This is a genomic window from Nocardioides houyundeii, assembly GCF_002865585.1.
Classification (GTDB): domain Bacteria; phylum Actinomycetota; class Actinomycetes; order Propionibacteriales; family Nocardioidaceae; genus Nocardioides; species Nocardioides houyundeii.
Genome location: NZ_CP025581.1, coordinates 1,107,887 through 1,124,867 on the forward strand (window position 1 = coordinate 1,107,887; position 16,981 = coordinate 1,124,867).

Genomic DNA, 16,981 nt, shown 5'->3' on the forward strand with positions numbered 1-16,981 from the left:
AGCCGCCGAGAGCCAGCCCTCTTGAACGAGAGCCGTCCCGACGCCCGTCGGGACGGCTCTCGTGCTGTGCCCAGGGCACCCCGCAGTACCCGGGCATTCTGGCCCGTGTCAGTGCCCCGGCACCGCCCCTACAGTGAAGAGGGCAATGAGGCTCGGGCCAGGGCGTCTGCTTCGCCGTACGGCGTCCGCGCCACGTTGGCGCGGAACCGGCGCACCGGCAAAGGAGAGGCCATGACAGCCGAACGGACCCCCCAGGATCCCCAGCCGCAGGACTCGTTGGCGATCGATCCCAAGCGCTCCATGACCCGGGCGGTCGCCTGGGTCCTCGGGGTGCTGTTCCTCCAGTTCGCGTTCATCTTCAGCTATGTCGCGGCCTTCCACGACCCGAAGCCGCACGTGCTCAAGGTGCAGGTGGTGGTGCCCCAGGGCGCCGAGGCCCAGGGGGAGCAGCTCGTCGACCAGCTCAACCGGCTCGACGACGACCCCCTGGACGCCTCGCTGGCCGAGTCGGAGGACGAGGCTCGCGCGGGCGTCCGCAAGGGGGATGACGTCGCGGCCCTGGTGCTGCGCCCGGAGCAGAGCAGCGACCTGCTGCTCGTTGCCTCCGGAGGCGGAGTCTCGGACGAGGAGGCGGCCAGCCAGGTGCTCACCAAGGTGGTGGCCGAGCAGCAGCGGACCGTGGAGAAGGACGACCTGGTCCCGTTGCAGAGCGGTGACGCCCGCGGCCTCACCGGCTTCTACCTCGTGGTCGGCTGGGCGGTCGGCTCCTACCTGTTCCCGACCGTGGTGGCCCTGGCGCGCGGTGACCGACCGCGGTCGCTGCGCACCGCGGCGCTCCGGCTCGCCGCACTGGTCCCGTACGCCCTGGCATCGGGATTCGGCGGCGCCCTGATCGTCGGCCCGCTGCTGGACGCCCAGACCGGGCACTTCTGGCAGCTGGGCCTGCTCGGGGCCGCGGTGTCGTTCTCGATCGCCTCCGTGGCGATCGCGCTCGAGGCGCTCTTCGGGGTGATCGGGATCGGGCTGACGCTGCTGCTGATCGTGATCATCGGCAACCCGAGCGCAGGCGGGGCGTTCCAGGTCGGCGTGCTGCCCACCTTCTGGCGGGTCGTCGGAGACTGGATCCCCACCGGTGCCGGGGTGGACGGGGTGCGCCAGATCGTCTACTTCGGGTCCGACTCACTGACCCAGCCGCTGCTGGTGCTGGCGGCGTACGCCGTGGTCGGCATCGTGCTCACCCTGCTCATCGCCGGTCGTGGACGGCGTCCGGAGCTGCTCATGAGCGCCTGACTCGGCGAGCCTTCGATCCCCGAGGCCCAGTCGCGTCTCTTCTCCGGAAATCGCGCGTCCGCGTCGCTCGCGCGCGGCTAGGGTGAGCCGTTCTGACCAGATGCAGGCGGAAGGCGATCCATGGGACTCATTCAGGCAGCGACCGGCGCACTCGGGGGAACCCTGGCTGACCAGTGGAAGGACTTCTACACGGTCCCCGCTGGCCTGGCCCCCACCGCCGCGCTCTTCGCGGCCGCGGCCAGCGGGACCAATGCCGGACGCGGCTCGAACACCAAGGGCTCCGACGGCGTCATCACCAACGGCAGCAAGATCCTCGTGCCCGAGGGTTACGGCCTGGTCCTGATGCAGGACGGCGCGATCACCGGCTTCGCCGCCGAGCCCGGGGCCTACGAATGGGACTCCGAGGCCCAGGACTCCCAGTCGATCTTCGCCGGCGACGGCCTGGGTCCGCTGGTCACCACCTCGTGGGAGCGCTTCAAGTTCGGTGGCCGCCCCAGCTCCCAGCAGCGCGCCTACTTCGTCGCGCTCAAGGAGCTGCCGAACAACCGGTTCGGCACCCAGTCGGAGATCTACTGGGACGACGCCTACATGAACGCCCAGGTCGGCGCGGTCACCCGCGGCACCTACACGATGCGCATCACCGACCCGATCCTCTTCATCAAGGCGTTCGTGCCGGCCACCTACCTGGAGCCCGGCCGGGTCTTCGACTTCACCGACGTGGAGAACGACGCCGCCTCCCAGCTCTTCAACGAGGTCGTCGGCTCCTTGGCGCCGGCGTTCTCGATGTACACGAACGACCCGTCCAAGGGCAACCGGATCACCAAGATCCAGCAGGACTCCGTCGGGTTCGCCCAGAGCCTGTCGGCCGCTGTCGAACAGAACTACGGGTGGAGCACCGGCCGCGGGCTGGAGATCGTCTCGGTCGCGATCGTCTCCATCGAGTACGACGAGTCCACCCGTGAGCTGCTGCGCAACGTGCAGCGTGCCGACGCGCTCTCCGGTGCCCGTGGCAACTCCAACCTGCAGGCCTCCGTCGCTGCCGGCTTCGAGTCGGCCGGCGAGAACTCCGGCCCCGGCGGCCTGATCGGGATGGGCATGGCGGCCAGCGGTGCCGGTATCGGCGGCCTGCAGCAGCCGGTGCCCGGCGTGGGCGCCCAGTCAACGCCTGCCCAGCCTGCCCAGCCCGCCCCGGCGGCTCCCGCGGCCCAGCCCGCCGCCTCCGCCGAGGACCCGATGGCGACGCTGACCAAGGCCAAGCAGATGCTCGACGCCGGTCTGATCACCCAGGCTGACTACGACGCCGCGAAGGCGAAGGCACTCGGCCTGTGAGCACCGAGGCGTCTGTGGGTGCGGACCCGGAGGAGCCGGTGGTCCCTGCTGACCCGGTGATCGAGACCGCCAACGAGCAGCTGGAGGACGGCGTCAACCGCTGTCCCGCGTGCGGGTCCACCGAGATCCAGCTGCGGGTCTCGACGTCGATGCTGATCTGTCTGTTCTGCCGTCACGAGTGGGCGGAGGAGAAGGTCGAGCCGCTGGTCTCCGCCGATCAGGCGCTGCGCGACCTCACCGGCACGACGGTGGCCACGGGTGCCTCCGACATCACCGCGGACGCCGACATGCTCACCATGAAGTGCTCCGGCTGTGGGGCCGAGGTTGTCGTGAACACCTCCGAGTCCACGTCGTCGCGGTGCCACTGGTGCCGGCACGTGCTCAGCGTCAACGAGCAGCTGCCCAACGGGGCGGTGCCGGACGCCGTGCTGCCGTTCAGCATCACTCGCGACCAGGCGGTGGAGCGCATCAAGGAGTTCGCCGGCAAGCGGAGGATGTTCGCGCTTCGCCGGTTCACCCGGGAGTTCACCCCCGAGAACGTGGTCGGCGTCTACCTGCCCTACATGGTGGTCGACAGCAACGCCAGCGCTGACGTGCAAGGTGTCGGCGAGGTGCAGACCCGGCGGTACACCCGTGGCACCGGCGACAACAAGAAGACCGTCTACGACGCGGACGTCTACCGCGTCGACCGGCACGTCGACTTCACGGCCGACGACCTGACCCTGGAGTCCTCGAGCGAGCGCGCCAACATGAGCGCGTTCGTCAACACCAACAACGTGATCAACACGATCCTCCCGTTCGACACCAAGAACGCTGTGCAGTGGAACGCCAGCTACCTGGTCGGCTACACCTCCGAGCGCCGAGACACCGACGTGTCGGAGCTGGTGCCCGTGCTGGAGCAACAGCTGCTCTCGATCGCCCGGTCCGAGGTGCGCGACTCGGTGAGCAGGTACGACCGTGGGGTGCGCTGGGAGACGGAGAACGTCGTGGTGCACGGGACGAGGTGGCTCTCGATGTACCTCCCGGTGTGGCTCTACTCCTACTACCACGAGGCAGGGGAACGCTCGATGGTCCACTACATCGCCGTCAACGGACGTACCGGCGAGACCATGGGCAGCGTTCCGGTCTCGCACTGGCGACTCAGCGTGGCGGCCCTGACCACCGGCACGGTGCTCGAGTCCGTCGCCGTCGCGATCCTGGCGGCGTCGTGAACGCCCTCGTGCTGGAGCTGGCGTACCCCGTCATCAGGACCCTGGAGACATCGTCTGACTCCGGAGGCTTGATGGCGCTGCTGCTCCTCGGGCCCGCCGGGGCCGCCGGGGTCTACTGGGGCCTGTTCCGCTACTACCGAAACACCGACAAGTCGCATGGCTTCGAGAAGGAGACCCTCATCGAGGCGCAGCCCGTGACCGGGGACGAACGCAAGGTGGACACGGTGCGCGGGACCACCCGGACCAAGATCCCGGGCGACAACGTCTCCGACCACCGCGAGCGCGTGCAGCGCTCAGGCTGACCCCACGGCCGCTGCGCTAGCGTGTCGGCTCCCAACCGCCCTGGACCCGGAGGTCCCATGAAGAAGTCCGCCAGCTTCGTCGCAGCCCTGCTCGCCCTCGCCACGGTGTCGCTCGGGTCCTCCGCCCACGCCGCGAGCGGCAGCATCAAGGACAAGTCAGGCGACGCGCCGGCGAGGTTCGACGTGACCCGGCTCAAGGTCTCGCACACCTCGACGGAGGTGGTCATCACCGTCAAGGTCCGGTCGCTGGGCAAGCGGGACACCCAGTTCCTCGCCTACAACGTCTACGGCGCGACGACCTCGTTCGCCGGCACCAGCCGTCGCGCGGCCAAGGGCGGCGTCAAGGACCAGTGGTACGAGCGCCGGAGCAACGGCATGGTGGTGCCCGCGGCCTGCACCCCGGCGACGACCTGGAACCTCAAGCGCGGAACCATCCGTACCACGATCTCCCGGGCGTGCGTGCCCGAGGTAGGGACGCTCAAGATCAAGACGTCCTTGGGCTCGGGCAAGGCGAACTCGTCCAAGCAGTCCGACCTGACCAAGAAGCTCACGGTCGCCCAGGACTGACCCGCTCACGAGGGGCTCAGGGCTGGAGGAACGGCCCGGAGCTGCTCGTGGGCAGGGAGACCCGGCCCGTGGTGGTGCCGACCCGGCGACAGGCGCCGCGCGGCACGGGGCACGAGGTCAGCACCTCCTGCTTGCCGGCGGTGGTCTGGATCAGCACCTCGTGACCGGCGCCCCAGCCCAGGAACCGGTACGCCTCGTCGCTGCGGCGGGCCGGGGCAGGGACCCGGCGCACCACCTTGCCGTCGGCCATGGCGCGGACCGTGCCCTCGCGCCCCACGACGTACTCGCCGTCGGCAGAGAGTGCGACCGGCTCGAACCTCGCTCGCCAATCCGGCTTGCCCGGGGTGGAGAGGCTGGTCGGGCCCACCTTCCACGGGTGCTTCACGCTGCCCACGAAGACGGTGTCGTGTCCGAGGTCGACCATGCCCACCGGGATGCGCAGCAGGCGGGTCACCGCACCGGTCGACTCGGCGATGGTGCGCAGCCCCCCGCGGCCGCCGACGTAGACGACTCCGTCGCCGGCGTCCATGACGGTCCCGCGGATGTAGGAGTAGAAGGTGTTGAGCACCACCCGCCCCTGCAGGTCGAAGATCTTGATGCGGAACTCGTCGCCCTGGTCGGTCGACGCGGAGATGACCCGGCGCCCGTCGTCGGAGAGCAGCTCGGTGACGTAGAGCTCGGAGTTGTTCCGCTTGCCGATCACCCGCACGCGCCCGTCGGGACGGACCAACCGGAAGGTGTAGTCAGAGGCCACGACCCAGCCTCGGGCAGCGGTTCCCAGCAGCACCGGCCACCGGCCCGCGGTGGCCGGGAGCTCCACCCGCGCGTCGTCCTCCAGGCGGAGCTCGGTGCCGACCAGGCTCACCGCGCGCGGCACGGCCTCGCCCCGGGAGGCGGCTGGCGGGGGAGCCGAGGTGGCTGAGGAGACGGGCAGCATGGCCGCGAGCGCGGTGAGCGCGAGCACGGCCCCGGACAGGCGCGGGTGTCTGGTCATGGCCTCAGTGTGGGGGAGATCCGCGCCGCGCGGCCCCCAGGCTCGCGGAGCGCCGGATGGCGGGGGAGTGCAGGTAGCCTCCAGAGCGTGGGCGCGGTGTCAGCGATGGACGACTTCCAGCGGCGACACCGAGTGGTGGGTTTCCCGCTCGCTGTCGTCTACAAGTACTTCGACGACCAGTGCCCCTACCTGGCGGCCGCGCTGACCTACTACGCCTTCGTCGCGATCTTCCCCCTGATGCTGCTGGGCTCCTCGATCCTGGGCCTGGTGCTGCGCGGGGAGCCGCAGTGGCAGGAAGCGATCCTGGACTCGGCGCTGGCGCAGTTCCCGATCATCGGCGACGAGCTGGGCCGGCCGGAGGGGTTGCAGGGCTCCTTCACCGGAGTCGCGATCGGCGCGCTCACGGCCCTCTACGGCAGTCTCGGCCTGGGGCAGGCGCTGCAGAACGCCCAGCACGTGGTGTGGGGAGTGCCCCGCAACAGCCGGCCGAACCCGATCTACGCCCGGGTCAAGACGCTGTTCCTGCTCCTCACCGCAGGGCTCTCGCTGATCACCGTGTCGGTCCTGGCGACAGTGGCCAGCACGACCGACGTGCTGAGCGAGACGCTGCACAGCTGGATCAGGCTCTCCCTGCCGCTGGTCACGATCGTGGTGGTGGGCGCCTTCCTCACCGTGCTGTTCAGGTTCGCGGCCACCGGCCAGCACTCCTACACGCGCGCCGCTCCGGGAGGCTTCGCCCTGGCGATCATGTGGCAGGGGCTGCAGATCGTGGGAGCCCGGTACGTGGAGAACGTGCTGGTCGACGCCAGCTCCATGGCCAAGACCTTCGGCCTGGTCCTGGGACTCATCGGGTTCCTGTGGATCGGGGCGGTGATGGCCGTGCTGGCGATGGAGATCAACGTGGTGCTCGCCCGGCACCTGTGGCCACGCGCCCTGCTCACGCCCTTCACCGACAACGTGCAGCTCACCGACGCCGACCGTCGCGCCTACGCCTCCTACGCCAGGATGCAGCGGCACAAGGGATTCGAGCACGTGGCCGTCTGGTGGGAGGAGCGCTCCCGACCCGACGAGGCCCCGACTCCGGTGTCAGACGAGGACGACGCGTCCTCGCGGTGACGTCTCAGCTCCGCGTGCGCCCCGGCTCCAGCTGCTCCAGCAGCTGGTCGAGCAGCCGGCGCAGAGCGTGGCCGTCGGCCTCGCTCATCCCCATCCCGGCCACCAGTCGGGTCGGTACGTCGGCCACCCGGTCCCGCAGCGCCCGGCCCGCAGCGGTCACCGAGACCAGCACCCGACGCTCGTCGACCACGTCGCGGGTCCGGGTCACCAACCCCATCGTCTCCATCCGCTTGAGCAGGGGAGTGAGGGTGCCGGAGTCGAGGTGGAGTCGCGCCCCCAGGTCTCCCACCGTCAGCGGGCCGTCGGCGTCCCAGAGGCCGAGCAGGCAGAGGTACTGCGGGTAGGTCAGCCCTACCTCGGCCAACAGCTCGGTGTAGCGCCGGGTCACCGCTCGCGACGCGGCGTACAGGGGGAGGCAGAGCTGGCGGTCCAGCTCCAGCTGGGGGTAGTCGGGGTCCACAGCCCGAGAATACCTCTTGCCCTAATCAATTGCGCACAATACAGTTTCTGGCATGAAGACTCTCTACACTGCCAGCGCCGTCGCCACCGGAGACGGCCGAAACGGTCACATCGAGTCCACCGACGGCATTCTCGTCGCCGACGTACGCACTCCCAAGGAGATGGGCGGGGCGGGCGGCGCCACCAACCCCGAGCAGCTCTTCGCCGCCGGCTATGCCGCGTGCTTCCACTCCGCGCTGCGGCTGGTCGGCCAGAAGGCGGGCGCCGACGTGTCCGAGTCCGAGGTCGTCGCCGACGTCTCCATCGGTGACAACGGCAACGGCGGCTTCCAGCTCGCCGTCGGGCTCGAGGTGACGCTGCCCCAGGTCTCGCGCGAGGAGGCCGAGAAGCTGGTCGAGCAGGCGCACCAGGTCTGCCCCTACTCCAACGCCACCAGGGGCAACATCGAGGTCACCCTCACCGTGGCCTGACCGGGCCGGTGAGATCGGCGTCACATGACTGTTCGCCCGGCGTCCGCTCGGAAACATCCTCGTGACCGTTCATGGTGCGCGGCGGTAACCGTGGACTTCTAGCCTCCCCGAACACACGCTGCTCCGCAGCGGGCGATCTCGGAGGTTCAATTGACACAGACACGGCGTGGATTCCTGCGCAACGTCGGCATTGCCGGCGGCGCAGGCGTCATGTTCAACACCATGGGAGCCCTCGGGCTCAGTCCTGCGGCGAGCGCGGAGACGCCGCCGTTCACCCCTCTGGACAGGAGCGGGCTGCATCGGCACGGCAGGAAGAAGGTCATCGTCATGGGCGGCGGGATCGCCGGCCTGACCACCGCCTACGAGCTGCTCAAGGGCGGCTACTCGGTCACCGTCCTGGAGGGCCGGAACCGGCCCGGCGGCCGCAACTGGACGGTGCGCGGTGGGGACACCCACACCGACCTGAACGGCCGTACCCAGCGGGCCAGGTTCTCCCGCGACCAGTACATGAACGCGGGCCCGGGACGCATCCCGCAGATGCACGTCACGCTCGACTACTGCCGGGAGCTGCGCGTCCCGATCGAGGTGTTCACCAACCAGAACGCCGACGCCTTCCTCTACCGGGAGAACGTGCCCGGCGCGCTCAACGGGGTGCCGGTGCGGCAACGGGCGGTCAAGGCGGACGCCTACGGCTACACCGCCGAGCTGCTGGCCAAGGCCACCGACCAGGGCGCCCTCGACGCCGAGCTGACGGCCGAGGACAAGGAGGCACTGATCTCCTACCTGCGCAGCTTCGGGGCGATCAACTCCGCCAACGAGTACGTCGGTGGCGGACGCCGCGGCTACGACCCGGAGCCGGGCGCGCACCTGGAGGCCGGAACCCCGCTCCCGCAGTACGACATCTCCGACCTGTTCCGCTCCACGCTGGGGAACTACTTCTCCTTCGAGATGGGCTTCGACCAGGCGATGATGATGTACCAGCCGGTGGGCGGCATGGACCGCATCGCCTACGCGCTCGCCGGGGCGGTGGGGGCACGCAACGTCCGCTACAACTCCGAGATCGTGGAGTACCGCAACACCACCGACGGGGTCGAGGTCCTCTACCGGGCCCCCGAAGGGGTCCGCAAGGTCAGTGGCGACTTCGCGGTCAACACCATGCCGCCCCACATCGCCGCTCGGGTCGCCAGCAACCTGCCGACCGAGATCGTCACCGCGCTGGGCTCGGTCAGCAAGACGAACGCCGGAAAGCTCGGCATCGAGTACGGCCGGCGGTGGTGGGAGGAGGACTTCCGCATCTACGGCGGGATCACCAACGCCAACACCAACATCGCCAACGTCTGGCACCCCTCCTACGGCTACCAGGGGGCTCGCGGCACCATGATCGGGTACTACAACACCGGCGCCAACGCGAACTTCTACGGCGCCCTCACCCCCGAGCAGCGCTTCCGCGAGGCGGTGACCCAGGGCAAGAAGATCTTCGGCGACGTGTACGGCGAGAAGGTGAACAGCCACTTCAGCCAGGACTGGGCGTCGGCGAAGTTCTCCGAGGCCGCCTGGGTCGGCTGGCCCTCCGCCGCGGGCGGACAGACCGGTGCCGGCTACCAGAGCCTGCTCGGACCTACCGGCAACATCTACTTCGCCGGCGACCACCTCAGCCACGCCATCGCCTGGCAGCACGGTGCGATGACCTCGGCACGGGCAACCGTCGCGCAGATCCACGAGAGGGTGATGGTCTGATGACCGACAGGATCCAGACGAGCAGGACGAGCCGGGCCCGACACCGCACGAGGACCGCCGTGGTGGTCGCGGTGACGGCTGCGGTGGTGGCCCCGGCGGCCGCGGTCGCCGGCGGCACGATGCTGCGGGAGCCCCGGCCCGGGACCACCGTGTCGGCGCTGCCGACCGGGCAGGACAACCCCTCCATCGCCGACGGGGTCGCCATCGGCAAGGACACCGCGATCTACAAGACCAGCGGGCTGGGGCCGGGGGCGCTGAACACCGCTGCGCCGGCCGGCACGGAGCAGCGCTACGTCGACCCGGTCGACCTCGTCGGCGGCGTGCTGCCGCCCGGCGTGACGATCACCGAGGCCCAGGGCCTCAACGTGCTGCGCCGGATCGGGGAGAACCTGGCCCGGGTCGGCCTGAGCTACGACGACGTGATCACGATGCGGGTCTTCCTCCAGAACCCGGCGGGGGAGGAGAAGATGGACTTCGCCGGCTGGAACCGTGCCTACCGGCAGTTCTTCGCCAACACCAGCCTGTCGACCGGCCAGCCGGTCGCCGTGCCGCTGGGCACGGCGCCGCCCGCGCCCCCGATGGTGGCCAACCCGGCCCGGCCGTCGCGCTTCGCCCTGGAGATCGAGAACCTGCCGGTCAACGGCTGGCTGGTCGAGGTGGAGGTCGACGCCGCCTTCCCGGAGAAGAAGAAGTGGGGGTGGCACTGATGCCGAACCTGGGAGCCACCGAGCTCACCATCCTGTTCGCGGTCTTCCTGCTGATGTTCGGGGCCCGCAAGCTCCCCGACCTGGCACGCGGCACGGGTCAGGCGCTGCGGATCTTCCGCGACGAGACCAGGAGTCGCGACACGGACGAGCTGGCACCGCCGCCCGTCCCAGCCTCGGGGCGTGAGGAGGTCCGCTCCTCCTGAGCGAGAACGACGAAGAGGGCCCCGACCACATCCGTGGTCGGGGCCCTCTCGCGTGCTGTGGTGCGTTGGTGCGGTGGTGATCAGCTCACGTCGGTGCCCACGGCGAAGCCCTCGATCCTGACGGGCTTGCGCTTGCCCACCACGATCTTGACGTTGCCGGTACGCGCCTTCTTGAACGTGATGGTGCGCAGCTTGTTGAAGGCGTTGGCGCCCTTCAGGTTGAAGGTGCGCACCTTCTTGCCGCCCACCAGCACCTTGACGGTGCCGGCCTTGGGGGTCGGCGCGACGACCAGCGAGATGCTGGTCGCGTTGCGGATCCGGGTCACCAGCTTGGCGCCCTTGTCGTTGGAGACCAGGAAGCCACCACCGAAGGCGTGCTTGTTCTTCACGCGCTTCCACGTGCCCTTGCGGGTCAGCTGGGCGTCGTTCAGCGGCACGGTGAAGGACCGCGTCGCCGGGGTGGCGTCCGCGGAGCCGTCGGGACCGACGGCGGCCACGGTGACCTGGTGCGTGCCGCCGCTGAAGCGCTTGGTCAGGCCACCAGCCGCGCAGTCGACGGGGTCACCGTCGACCGTGCAGACGAAGGTGGAGCCGGCCACGTCCGAGGAGTACTCGAGCGTCTGCTTGCGGTCCATGACGATCGAGCCCTCGGAGGGGCCGCTGGTGATCGTCGTCTCGGGTGCCTTCGACGTCCCGGGGGTTCCGGGGGTCTGCGGCGTGCCGGGGGTCTGGGCCGCCGGAGTCACCGTGACGGTGAGCTCCTTGGTGACCGTGTCGTTGCCGTCGGAGACGGCGACGCTGACCGGGTAGCTGCCCGGCGCCGCGGTCACGGTCCCGGTCAGCCGCCAGGTGGCGGTGCCCGGCCGGGTGTTCACGTCGGAGACGGAAGCCCGCTCCAGCGAGACCCCGGAGGGCAGGCCGGACGCCGTGGCGGTGAGGACGTCACCGGCCCCGTTCGTGGTGGTGGCCGACAGTTCGACCGCGGGCACCGAGTCGCCGGTACGGACGCTGACCGCACCCTGGGTCGGGTCGGTCACCTCGAGCGACGCGGTGATCGCGAAGTCGTAGTCGTTGACGTCGAAGAAGTAGTTGTCCACCGCTTCGATCTTGATCCGGGCCTTGGTCGTGACCAGGTTGGGCCACGTGAAGCGCTCGTTGCCGTCGTTCGGAGTGCTCTCGGCCAGCACGTGCGGGAAGGTCTGGCCACCGTCGGTGGACAGGGTGATCCGCACGTTCTCGGCCATCTCGGGGGTGTTGGTCCCCTTGAAGTCCCAGGTAATGGCCTCGTTGCGCCCGGAGATGGCGGTCGCGCCCGCGGTGTTCTTCGCGGTGACCTTGAACGGAACTGCGGTCTTGTCGAGCGTGAGCTTGACGTCGTCGTAGGCGTAGCCGCCGCCCGCGGGGTTGAGGTCGCGCGCGGTGAACCGGAAGTTCAGCGACGGCTCGGTGTTGCCGGCCTGGCTGGCCCCGACGTAGTCGACGGTGGGCAGCCACTCCGCGAAGCACTCCACGACCGGGACGGACACGTTGGTCGCTCCGCCGGTGGCCGGCTTGGCCGGCATCTCCGGGCAGGTGCCGGTGTTGGCGTTGGTGTTGTTGGACAGGATCTGGCCCATGTCCGGGAAGACCCGGGTGGGCTCGGAGGTGGCGATGTTCTCACCGGGGGAGTTGATCGTCAGCGTCCCGGCCGGGGTCACCGGCGCGTGGGTGCCGAAGATCCGGAAGAGCGGGCCGTTGGTCTTGACCCGGTTGCCCAGCGTGGTGCCGGTGGAGCCGCCACGGTCGTTCTGCTCCCAGATGTGGATGAGCGCGTCCCCGTCGGCGTCGGTGGCCGAGCCGGTGAGGGCGAACGGCGTACGCAGCGGGATGGTCTTGTCGGCCGGAGCGGTGGCCACCGGGGCGGTGTTGCCGGTGCCCGTGACGGTGTGACCGCCGTTCTCCACCGGGCCGCCGGCCTGGGTCTCGCCGACGAAGCCGGTGACGTCGCCGGAGACCGTGGTGAGAGTCAGCGACTCGACGTCGACGTTGTCGACGGCGCCACCGTTGAACGTCACCTGGAAGCCGGTGTCGTTGAGGGTGCCGCTCCCGCCGAAGGCCGCCACGGAGACGGTGCTGGCGCCGAGGATCGCCTCGAGCGCCGCGTCGATAGCCGCGGTGGTGTAGCCGGTGCCGCGCACGATCGGCTCAGTGGTCTGGCCCTCGAAGGAGAGGGTGAACGACTCGCCGTCGGTGTCGAAGCCGCGGAGCGAGACGGTCTGCACCTCGTCCTCGTCGGGACGCACGCGCTCCACCGTGGAGGTGATGTCGAAGATGCTCCGCTGCGAGAAGTACGGGTCGCTGTGCGGCTGCAGGTTGTCCTGCTGGCAGATGCCGGCGTACGCCATGATCGAGCTGCCGGAGCCGGGCTCCCACGGCGATCCGCCGATGTTGGAGCCACAGTTGTACTCGGTGCCGTTGAAGGTGTGCGGCCCGCCGAACTGGTGGCCGATCTCGTGGGCCACGTAGTCGACGGCGAAGTAGTCGCCCTCGGGCTGGGGAAGACCGGTGCAGCCACGAGCCTTGCCACCGAGACCGACCACGCCGAGGCCGGCGACGCCGCCGCCGGGGGTGCCCAGGGCGATGTGGCCGACGTCGTAGTTGCTGGCGCCGACGAGCTGGCCGAGGACGATGCGGTTGCGGTTCAGGGTCGGGCTGCCGCAGCTGTTCAGCTGGTCGACCGTGAAGCAGGCCGCGTCACCGCAGGGCCCGCCGGGCTCGCTGGCCTTGGCCGCCGTGTCGAGGTTCAGCTTGTCGGTGTCGTTGATGAGGAGCATCCGGATGGCCAGGTCGTCGTTGTAGATCTGGTTGACCCGGTTCATCAGGGTGACCTTCTCGGCCAGCACGTTCTCGGTGCCGAAGTACGCCGCGTACGACGGGTCGGTCACCAGTGCCAGGCGGTAGGTGCGCAGCTGCACCTCGGTGCCCGCGGCCCGCGCGGTGTCCCGCTCGACCTTCTCCACGGTGTGGTCGTCGAGTTCGGGCTCGATCAGACCCTTCTCGGGAGCCGGCAGGCTGCTGCCGAGGTAGGAGAGGTAGAGGCTGTCGTCGCCGTTCCAGGCCGGGTCGACGTACCAGGCGGCCTGGTCTCGCGAGCCGCGCACGGAGGCGTGGAAGCCGTTGGGGGTGACGTCGAACCGGATGGTGGCGGTGGGGTCCTCGACGCCGCGACCGGCGTAGGTGCGGAGCTCGGGGTGCTTGGCCGCGAGCTCGGCCTCCATGACCGGGGACTCCTTGACGGCGAAGGCGACGAGGTCGCCGTCCGGGGAGGGGACCCAGACCGTCTCGGCGTCCGCGGCGCTCTGCTCGAGCGGCGCGTCGCGGAGCTCGCCGCGCAGCGCGCTGCCGTCGAGGGTGAAGGCCGCGTAGTCAGAAGGGTTGACGCGCGGAGCGTCGCCCTGACGGGTGGTGCCCGGCTTGGCAATCGAGGACGACCAGTAGTCGCCCGGCTCGGGGCTGGCCGTGGCGGCAGGGGAGGTGAACAGCACGAGGCCGCCCACTCCGAGCGCCGCCGCGATGGAGGAGCAGATCAACCCCTTGACGAGGGGGCGTCTGCGGGACGCATGGGTCATGTGTGACTCCGAGGGAAAGAAGTTGTTTGGTCTTGGTGAGTGAAACACGCCTTTTTTTGGGTAGGTAACGGAGTTCACATGGTGGGCGTGCGTTTGGCGATGCCTTGGACGACGAATTTGTCAATCTTGACTCGTTCCAGAGAAGAGGCCATGCTGTTCCCCATGGCCGCACCCGACTTCACCACCGCCCTGCGCGAGGCGTCGCTGCGGGTCACCCAGCCGCGGCTGGCTGTGCTGAACGCCGTGCACGAGCACCCGCACGCCGACACCGAGGCGCTGATCGGCCAGGTCCGGTCCAGCCTCGGGACCGTCTCGCACCAAGCCGTGTACGACGTGCTGCGTGCGCTCACCGAGGCCGGGCTGCTGCGCCGGATCCAGCCGGCCGGTGCCACGGCGCGCTACGAGGCCCGCGTGGGGGACAACCACCACCACGTGGTCTGCCGCTCCTGCGGCGCCATCGCCGACGTGGACTGCGCGGTCGGCCACACCCCCTGTCTGACCGCCTCCGACGACCACGGCTTCGTGGTCGACGAGGCGGAGGTCGTGTACTGGGGCACCTGCCCCGAGTGCGCGGCCGCCCGCACCGCATGACCCTCCACCTGCAATCCCCAGCAACCAGCACGTCCGGAAGGAAGCCCTGATGACCGACAGCCAGGACAACGACACCCCCACCAGCCCCCAGGGGGTGGATCGCAAGGCCGCGGCGGGTTGCCCGGTCATGCACGACTCGGCGACCGCCGAGGGCAGCGAGAGCGAGAACCCGGCGATCGACTCCCCGACGCCCAAGACCGGCGGTCGTCCGCACAGCCTCCAGGACTGGTGGCCCAACATGCTGGACCTCTCGGTCCTGCACGCCCACTCCGCCAAGGGCAACCCGCTGGGCGAGGACTTCGACTACCGACGCGAGTTCGAGAAGCTCGACGTGGAGGCCCTCAAGGCTGACCTGGTCGAGCTCATGCACTCCTCGCAGGACTGGTGGCCCGCCGACTTCGGCCACTACGGCGGCCTGTTCATCCGGATGAGCTGGCACGCCGCCGGCACCTACCGCATCTACGACGGCCGCGGCGGCGCCGGTGACGGCGGGCAGCGCTTCGCCCCGCTCAACAGCTGGCCCGACAACGCCAACCTCGACAAGGCCCGCCGCCTGCTGTGGCCGGTGAAGCAGAAGTACGGACAGAAGATCTCCTGGGCCGACCTGCTCGTCCTGGCCGGAACCGTGGCCATGGAGGACATGGGCTTCGAGCACTTCGGGTTCGCCTTCGGTCGCGAGGACGTCTGGGAGCCCGAGGAGATCTTCTGGGGCCCGGAGGACACCTGGCTCGGCGACGAGCGCTACTCCGGCGACCGGGAGCTCGACGAGGTTCTCGGCGCGGTCCAGATGGGTCTGATCTACGTCAACCCCGAGGGCCCCAACGGGAACCCGGACCCGGTGGCCTCGGCCCGCGACATCCGCGCCACCTTCGCGCGGATGGCGATGAACGACGAGGAGACCGTCGCCCTGATCGCCGGCGGCCACACCTTCGGCAAGACCCACGGTGCCGGCGACGCCGACCTGGTGGGCCCGGAGCCCGAGGGTGCTCCGCTGGAGCAGCAGGGCCTGGGCTGGAAGAGCGAGTTCGGCTCGGGCAAGGGCGGTGACACCATCACCTCCGGCCTCGAGGTCACCTGGACCTACCACCCCACCCGCTGGGACAACGAGTTCTTCCACATCCTCTACGCCTACGACTGGGAGCTGTTCAAGTCCCCGGCCGGAGCGAACCAGTGGCGCCCGAAGAACGGTGCCGGCAACGACATGGTGCCCGGCGCCCACGAGGGCGACCCCCGTCGCGAGCCGCGGATGCTGACCTCCGACCTGGCCCTGCGCTTCGACCCGGAGTACGACAAGATCTCGCGTCGCTTCAAGGAGAACCCCGAGGAGTTCCGCCTGGCCTTCGCCAAGGCCTGGTACAAGCTGCTGCACCGCGACATGGGTCCGGTCTCGCGCTTCCTCGGTCCCTGGGTGCCGGAGCCGCAGCTGTGGCAGGACCCGGTGCCGGCAGTCCAGGGCGACCTGGTCAGCGACGCCGACGTCGCCGCGCTCAAGGCCAAGGTCCTGGACTCCGGTCTGTCCGTCTCCGAGCTCGTCTCCACAGCGTGGGCCTCGGCGGCGAGCTTCCGCTCCACCGACATGCGGGGCGGCGCCAACGGCGCTCGCATCCGCCTCGAGCCGCAGCGCAGCTGGGCGGCCAACCAGCCCGAGCAGCTCGCGAGCGTGCTGGACAAGCTCGAGGGCATCCAGGCGGAGTTCAACGCCGCCGGTGGTGCGCAGATCTCCCTGGCCGACCTGATCGTGCTGGCCGGCTCGGCAGCGGTCGAGAAGGCCGCCCGCGACGCGGGTGTCGAGGTGACGGTGCCGTTCCACGCCGGGCGCACCGACGCCACGCAGGAGGAGACCGACACCGAGTCCTTCAAGGTGCTCGAGCCTCGTGCCGACGGCTTCCGCAACTACCTGCGCCCCGGGGTGAAGCTCCAGCCCGAGATGCTGCTGGTGGACCGGGCGTACATGCTCGACCTGACCGCGCCCGAGATGACGGTGCTGCTCGGTGGCCTGCGGGTGCTCGGCAACAACGTCGGCGGCACCCAGAACGGTGTGCTCACCGACCGGCCGGGTGTGCTGACCGGCGACTTCTTCGCCAACCTGCTGGCCCCCGGCACCCAGTGGAAGGCGTCGGAGGCGGAGGAGGGTGTCTACGAGATCCGCGACCTCACCACCGGGGACCTGAAGTGGACCGCGACTCCCGTCGACCTGATCTTCGGCTCGAACTCGCAGCTGCGCGCCCTCTCCGAGGTCTACGCCAGCGACGACGCCCGGGAGAAGTTCGTGTCTGACTTCGTCGCCGCCTGGACCAAGGTGATGGAGCTCGACCGGTTCGACCTGGTCTGACGCCAGACGCTCCACGACGAGCCCGGCACCCGCATCAGCGGGGGCCGGGCTCGTTCGCGTTCGTG

Annotated in this window: 15 protein-coding genes; 12 read left to right on the forward strand and 3 right to left on the reverse strand. The window is 69.7% G+C overall.

The features are described 5' to 3' along the window. Positions 1 to 231 precede the first annotated feature (231 nt). The 5 genes from C0R66_RS05335 (at position 232) to C0R66_RS05355 (ending at position 4,699) form a co-directional block, all read left to right on the forward strand. Positions 232 to 1,290 carry an ABC transporter permease gene (locus C0R66_RS05335; protein ID WP_101523827.1) on the forward strand — a complete coding sequence of 353 codons (1,059 nt, stop codon included), beginning with the start codon at positions 232 to 234 and terminating at the stop codon, positions 1,288 to 1,290. A gap of 120 nt (positions 1,291 to 1,410) precedes the next feature. Beyond that, a complete protein-coding gene (locus tag C0R66_RS05340) occupies positions 1,411 to 2,619 on the forward strand; it encodes an SPFH domain-containing protein (RefSeq protein WP_101523828.1) in 1,209 nt (402 codons plus the stop codon). Beyond that, on the forward strand, positions 2,616 to 3,830 hold the full coding sequence (locus C0R66_RS05345) for a hypothetical protein (protein WP_101523829.1): 1,215 nt from the start codon (positions 2,616 to 2,618) through the stop codon (positions 3,828 to 3,830). Before C0R66_RS05340 ends, C0R66_RS05345 begins: the two co-directional genes overlap by 4 nt. Then, the gene (locus C0R66_RS05350; RefSeq protein ID WP_199286829.1) at positions 3,827 to 4,132 is read left to right on the forward strand and encodes a hypothetical protein; all 306 of its coding nucleotides are present in this window, start codon (positions 3,827 to 3,829) and stop codon (positions 4,130 to 4,132) included. The genes C0R66_RS05345 and C0R66_RS05350 overlap by 4 nt, the downstream gene beginning before the upstream one ends. Before the next feature lie 57 nt (positions 4,133 to 4,189). Beyond that, complete coding sequence (locus tag C0R66_RS05355; RefSeq protein ID WP_101523830.1) at positions 4,190 to 4,699, forward strand: hypothetical protein; 510 nt, start codon at positions 4,190 to 4,192, stop codon at positions 4,697 to 4,699. Positions 4,700 to 4,715: 16 nt separating this feature from the next. Here the strand turns inward: C0R66_RS05355 and C0R66_RS05360 are convergent, their stop codons facing one another. Then, on the reverse strand, positions 4,716 to 5,693 hold the full coding sequence (locus C0R66_RS05360; protein WP_158647909.1) for a hypothetical protein: 978 nt from the start codon (positions 5,691 to 5,693) through the stop codon (positions 4,716 to 4,718). 87 nt (positions 5,694 to 5,780) lie between these two features. On the opposite strand from C0R66_RS05360, the gene C0R66_RS05365 reads away from it, so the two are divergent. Beyond that, on the forward strand, positions 5,781 to 6,809 hold the full coding sequence (locus C0R66_RS05365; RefSeq protein ID WP_158647910.1) for a YihY/virulence factor BrkB family protein: 1,029 nt from the start codon (positions 5,781 to 5,783) through the stop codon (positions 6,807 to 6,809). 4 nt (positions 6,810 to 6,813) lie between these two features. On the opposite strand, the gene C0R66_RS05370 is transcribed toward C0R66_RS05365, so the two are convergent. Next, the gene (locus C0R66_RS05370) at positions 6,814 to 7,269 is read right to left on the reverse strand and encodes a MarR family winged helix-turn-helix transcriptional regulator (protein ID WP_101523833.1); all 456 of its coding nucleotides are present in this window, start codon (positions 7,267 to 7,269) and stop codon (positions 6,814 to 6,816) included. Positions 7,270 to 7,321: 52 nt separating this feature from the next. Between C0R66_RS05370 and C0R66_RS05375 the strand changes: the two genes are divergently transcribed. The 4 genes from C0R66_RS05375 (at position 7,322) to C0R66_RS05390 (ending at position 10,385) form a co-directional block, all read left to right on the forward strand. Then, entirely contained in the window at positions 7,322 to 7,738 is a 417-nt protein-coding gene (locus C0R66_RS05375; protein WP_101523834.1) for an organic hydroperoxide resistance protein, read from the forward strand. Positions 7,739 to 7,888: 150 nt separating this feature from the next. Continuing rightward, on the forward strand, positions 7,889 to 9,475 hold the full coding sequence (locus tag C0R66_RS05380) for a flavin monoamine oxidase family protein (protein ID WP_199286830.1): 1,587 nt from the start codon (positions 7,889 to 7,891) through the stop codon (positions 9,473 to 9,475). Then, positions 9,475 to 10,182 (forward strand): Rid family hydrolase, encoded by a 708-nt coding sequence (locus C0R66_RS05385; protein WP_199286831.1) that lies wholly within the window; start codon positions 9,475 to 9,477, stop codon positions 10,180 to 10,182. Before C0R66_RS05380 ends, C0R66_RS05385 begins: the two co-directional genes overlap by 1 nt. Beyond that, entirely contained in the window at positions 10,182 to 10,385 is a 204-nt protein-coding gene (locus C0R66_RS05390) for a twin-arginine translocase TatA/TatE family subunit (RefSeq protein WP_199286896.1), read from the forward strand. Before C0R66_RS05385 ends, C0R66_RS05390 begins: the two co-directional genes overlap by 1 nt. Positions 10,386 to 10,465: 80 nt before the next feature. Here C0R66_RS05390 and C0R66_RS05395 read toward each other — a convergent pair whose 3' ends face one another. Then, positions 10,466 to 13,993 (reverse strand): reprolysin-like metallopeptidase, encoded by a 3,528-nt coding sequence (locus tag C0R66_RS05395; protein ID WP_101523837.1) that lies wholly within the window; start codon positions 13,991 to 13,993, stop codon positions 10,466 to 10,468. Positions 13,994 to 14,143: 150 nt separating this feature from the next. Here C0R66_RS05395 and C0R66_RS05400 point away from each other — a divergent pair, with 150 nt between their 5' ends. Together C0R66_RS05400 and katG are read left to right on the forward strand one after the other, a co-directional pair. Then, positions 14,144 to 14,584, forward strand: coding sequence for a Fur family transcriptional regulator (locus tag C0R66_RS05400; protein ID WP_277869162.1), 441 nt, complete (start codon positions 14,144 to 14,146; stop codon positions 14,582 to 14,584). 49 nt (positions 14,585 to 14,633) lie between these two features. Continuing rightward, positions 14,634 to 16,916, forward strand: coding sequence for a catalase/peroxidase HPI (gene katG, locus C0R66_RS05405; protein ID WP_101523838.1), 2,283 nt, complete (start codon positions 14,634 to 14,636; stop codon positions 16,914 to 16,916). Positions 16,917 to 16,981: the final 65 nt, after the last annotated feature.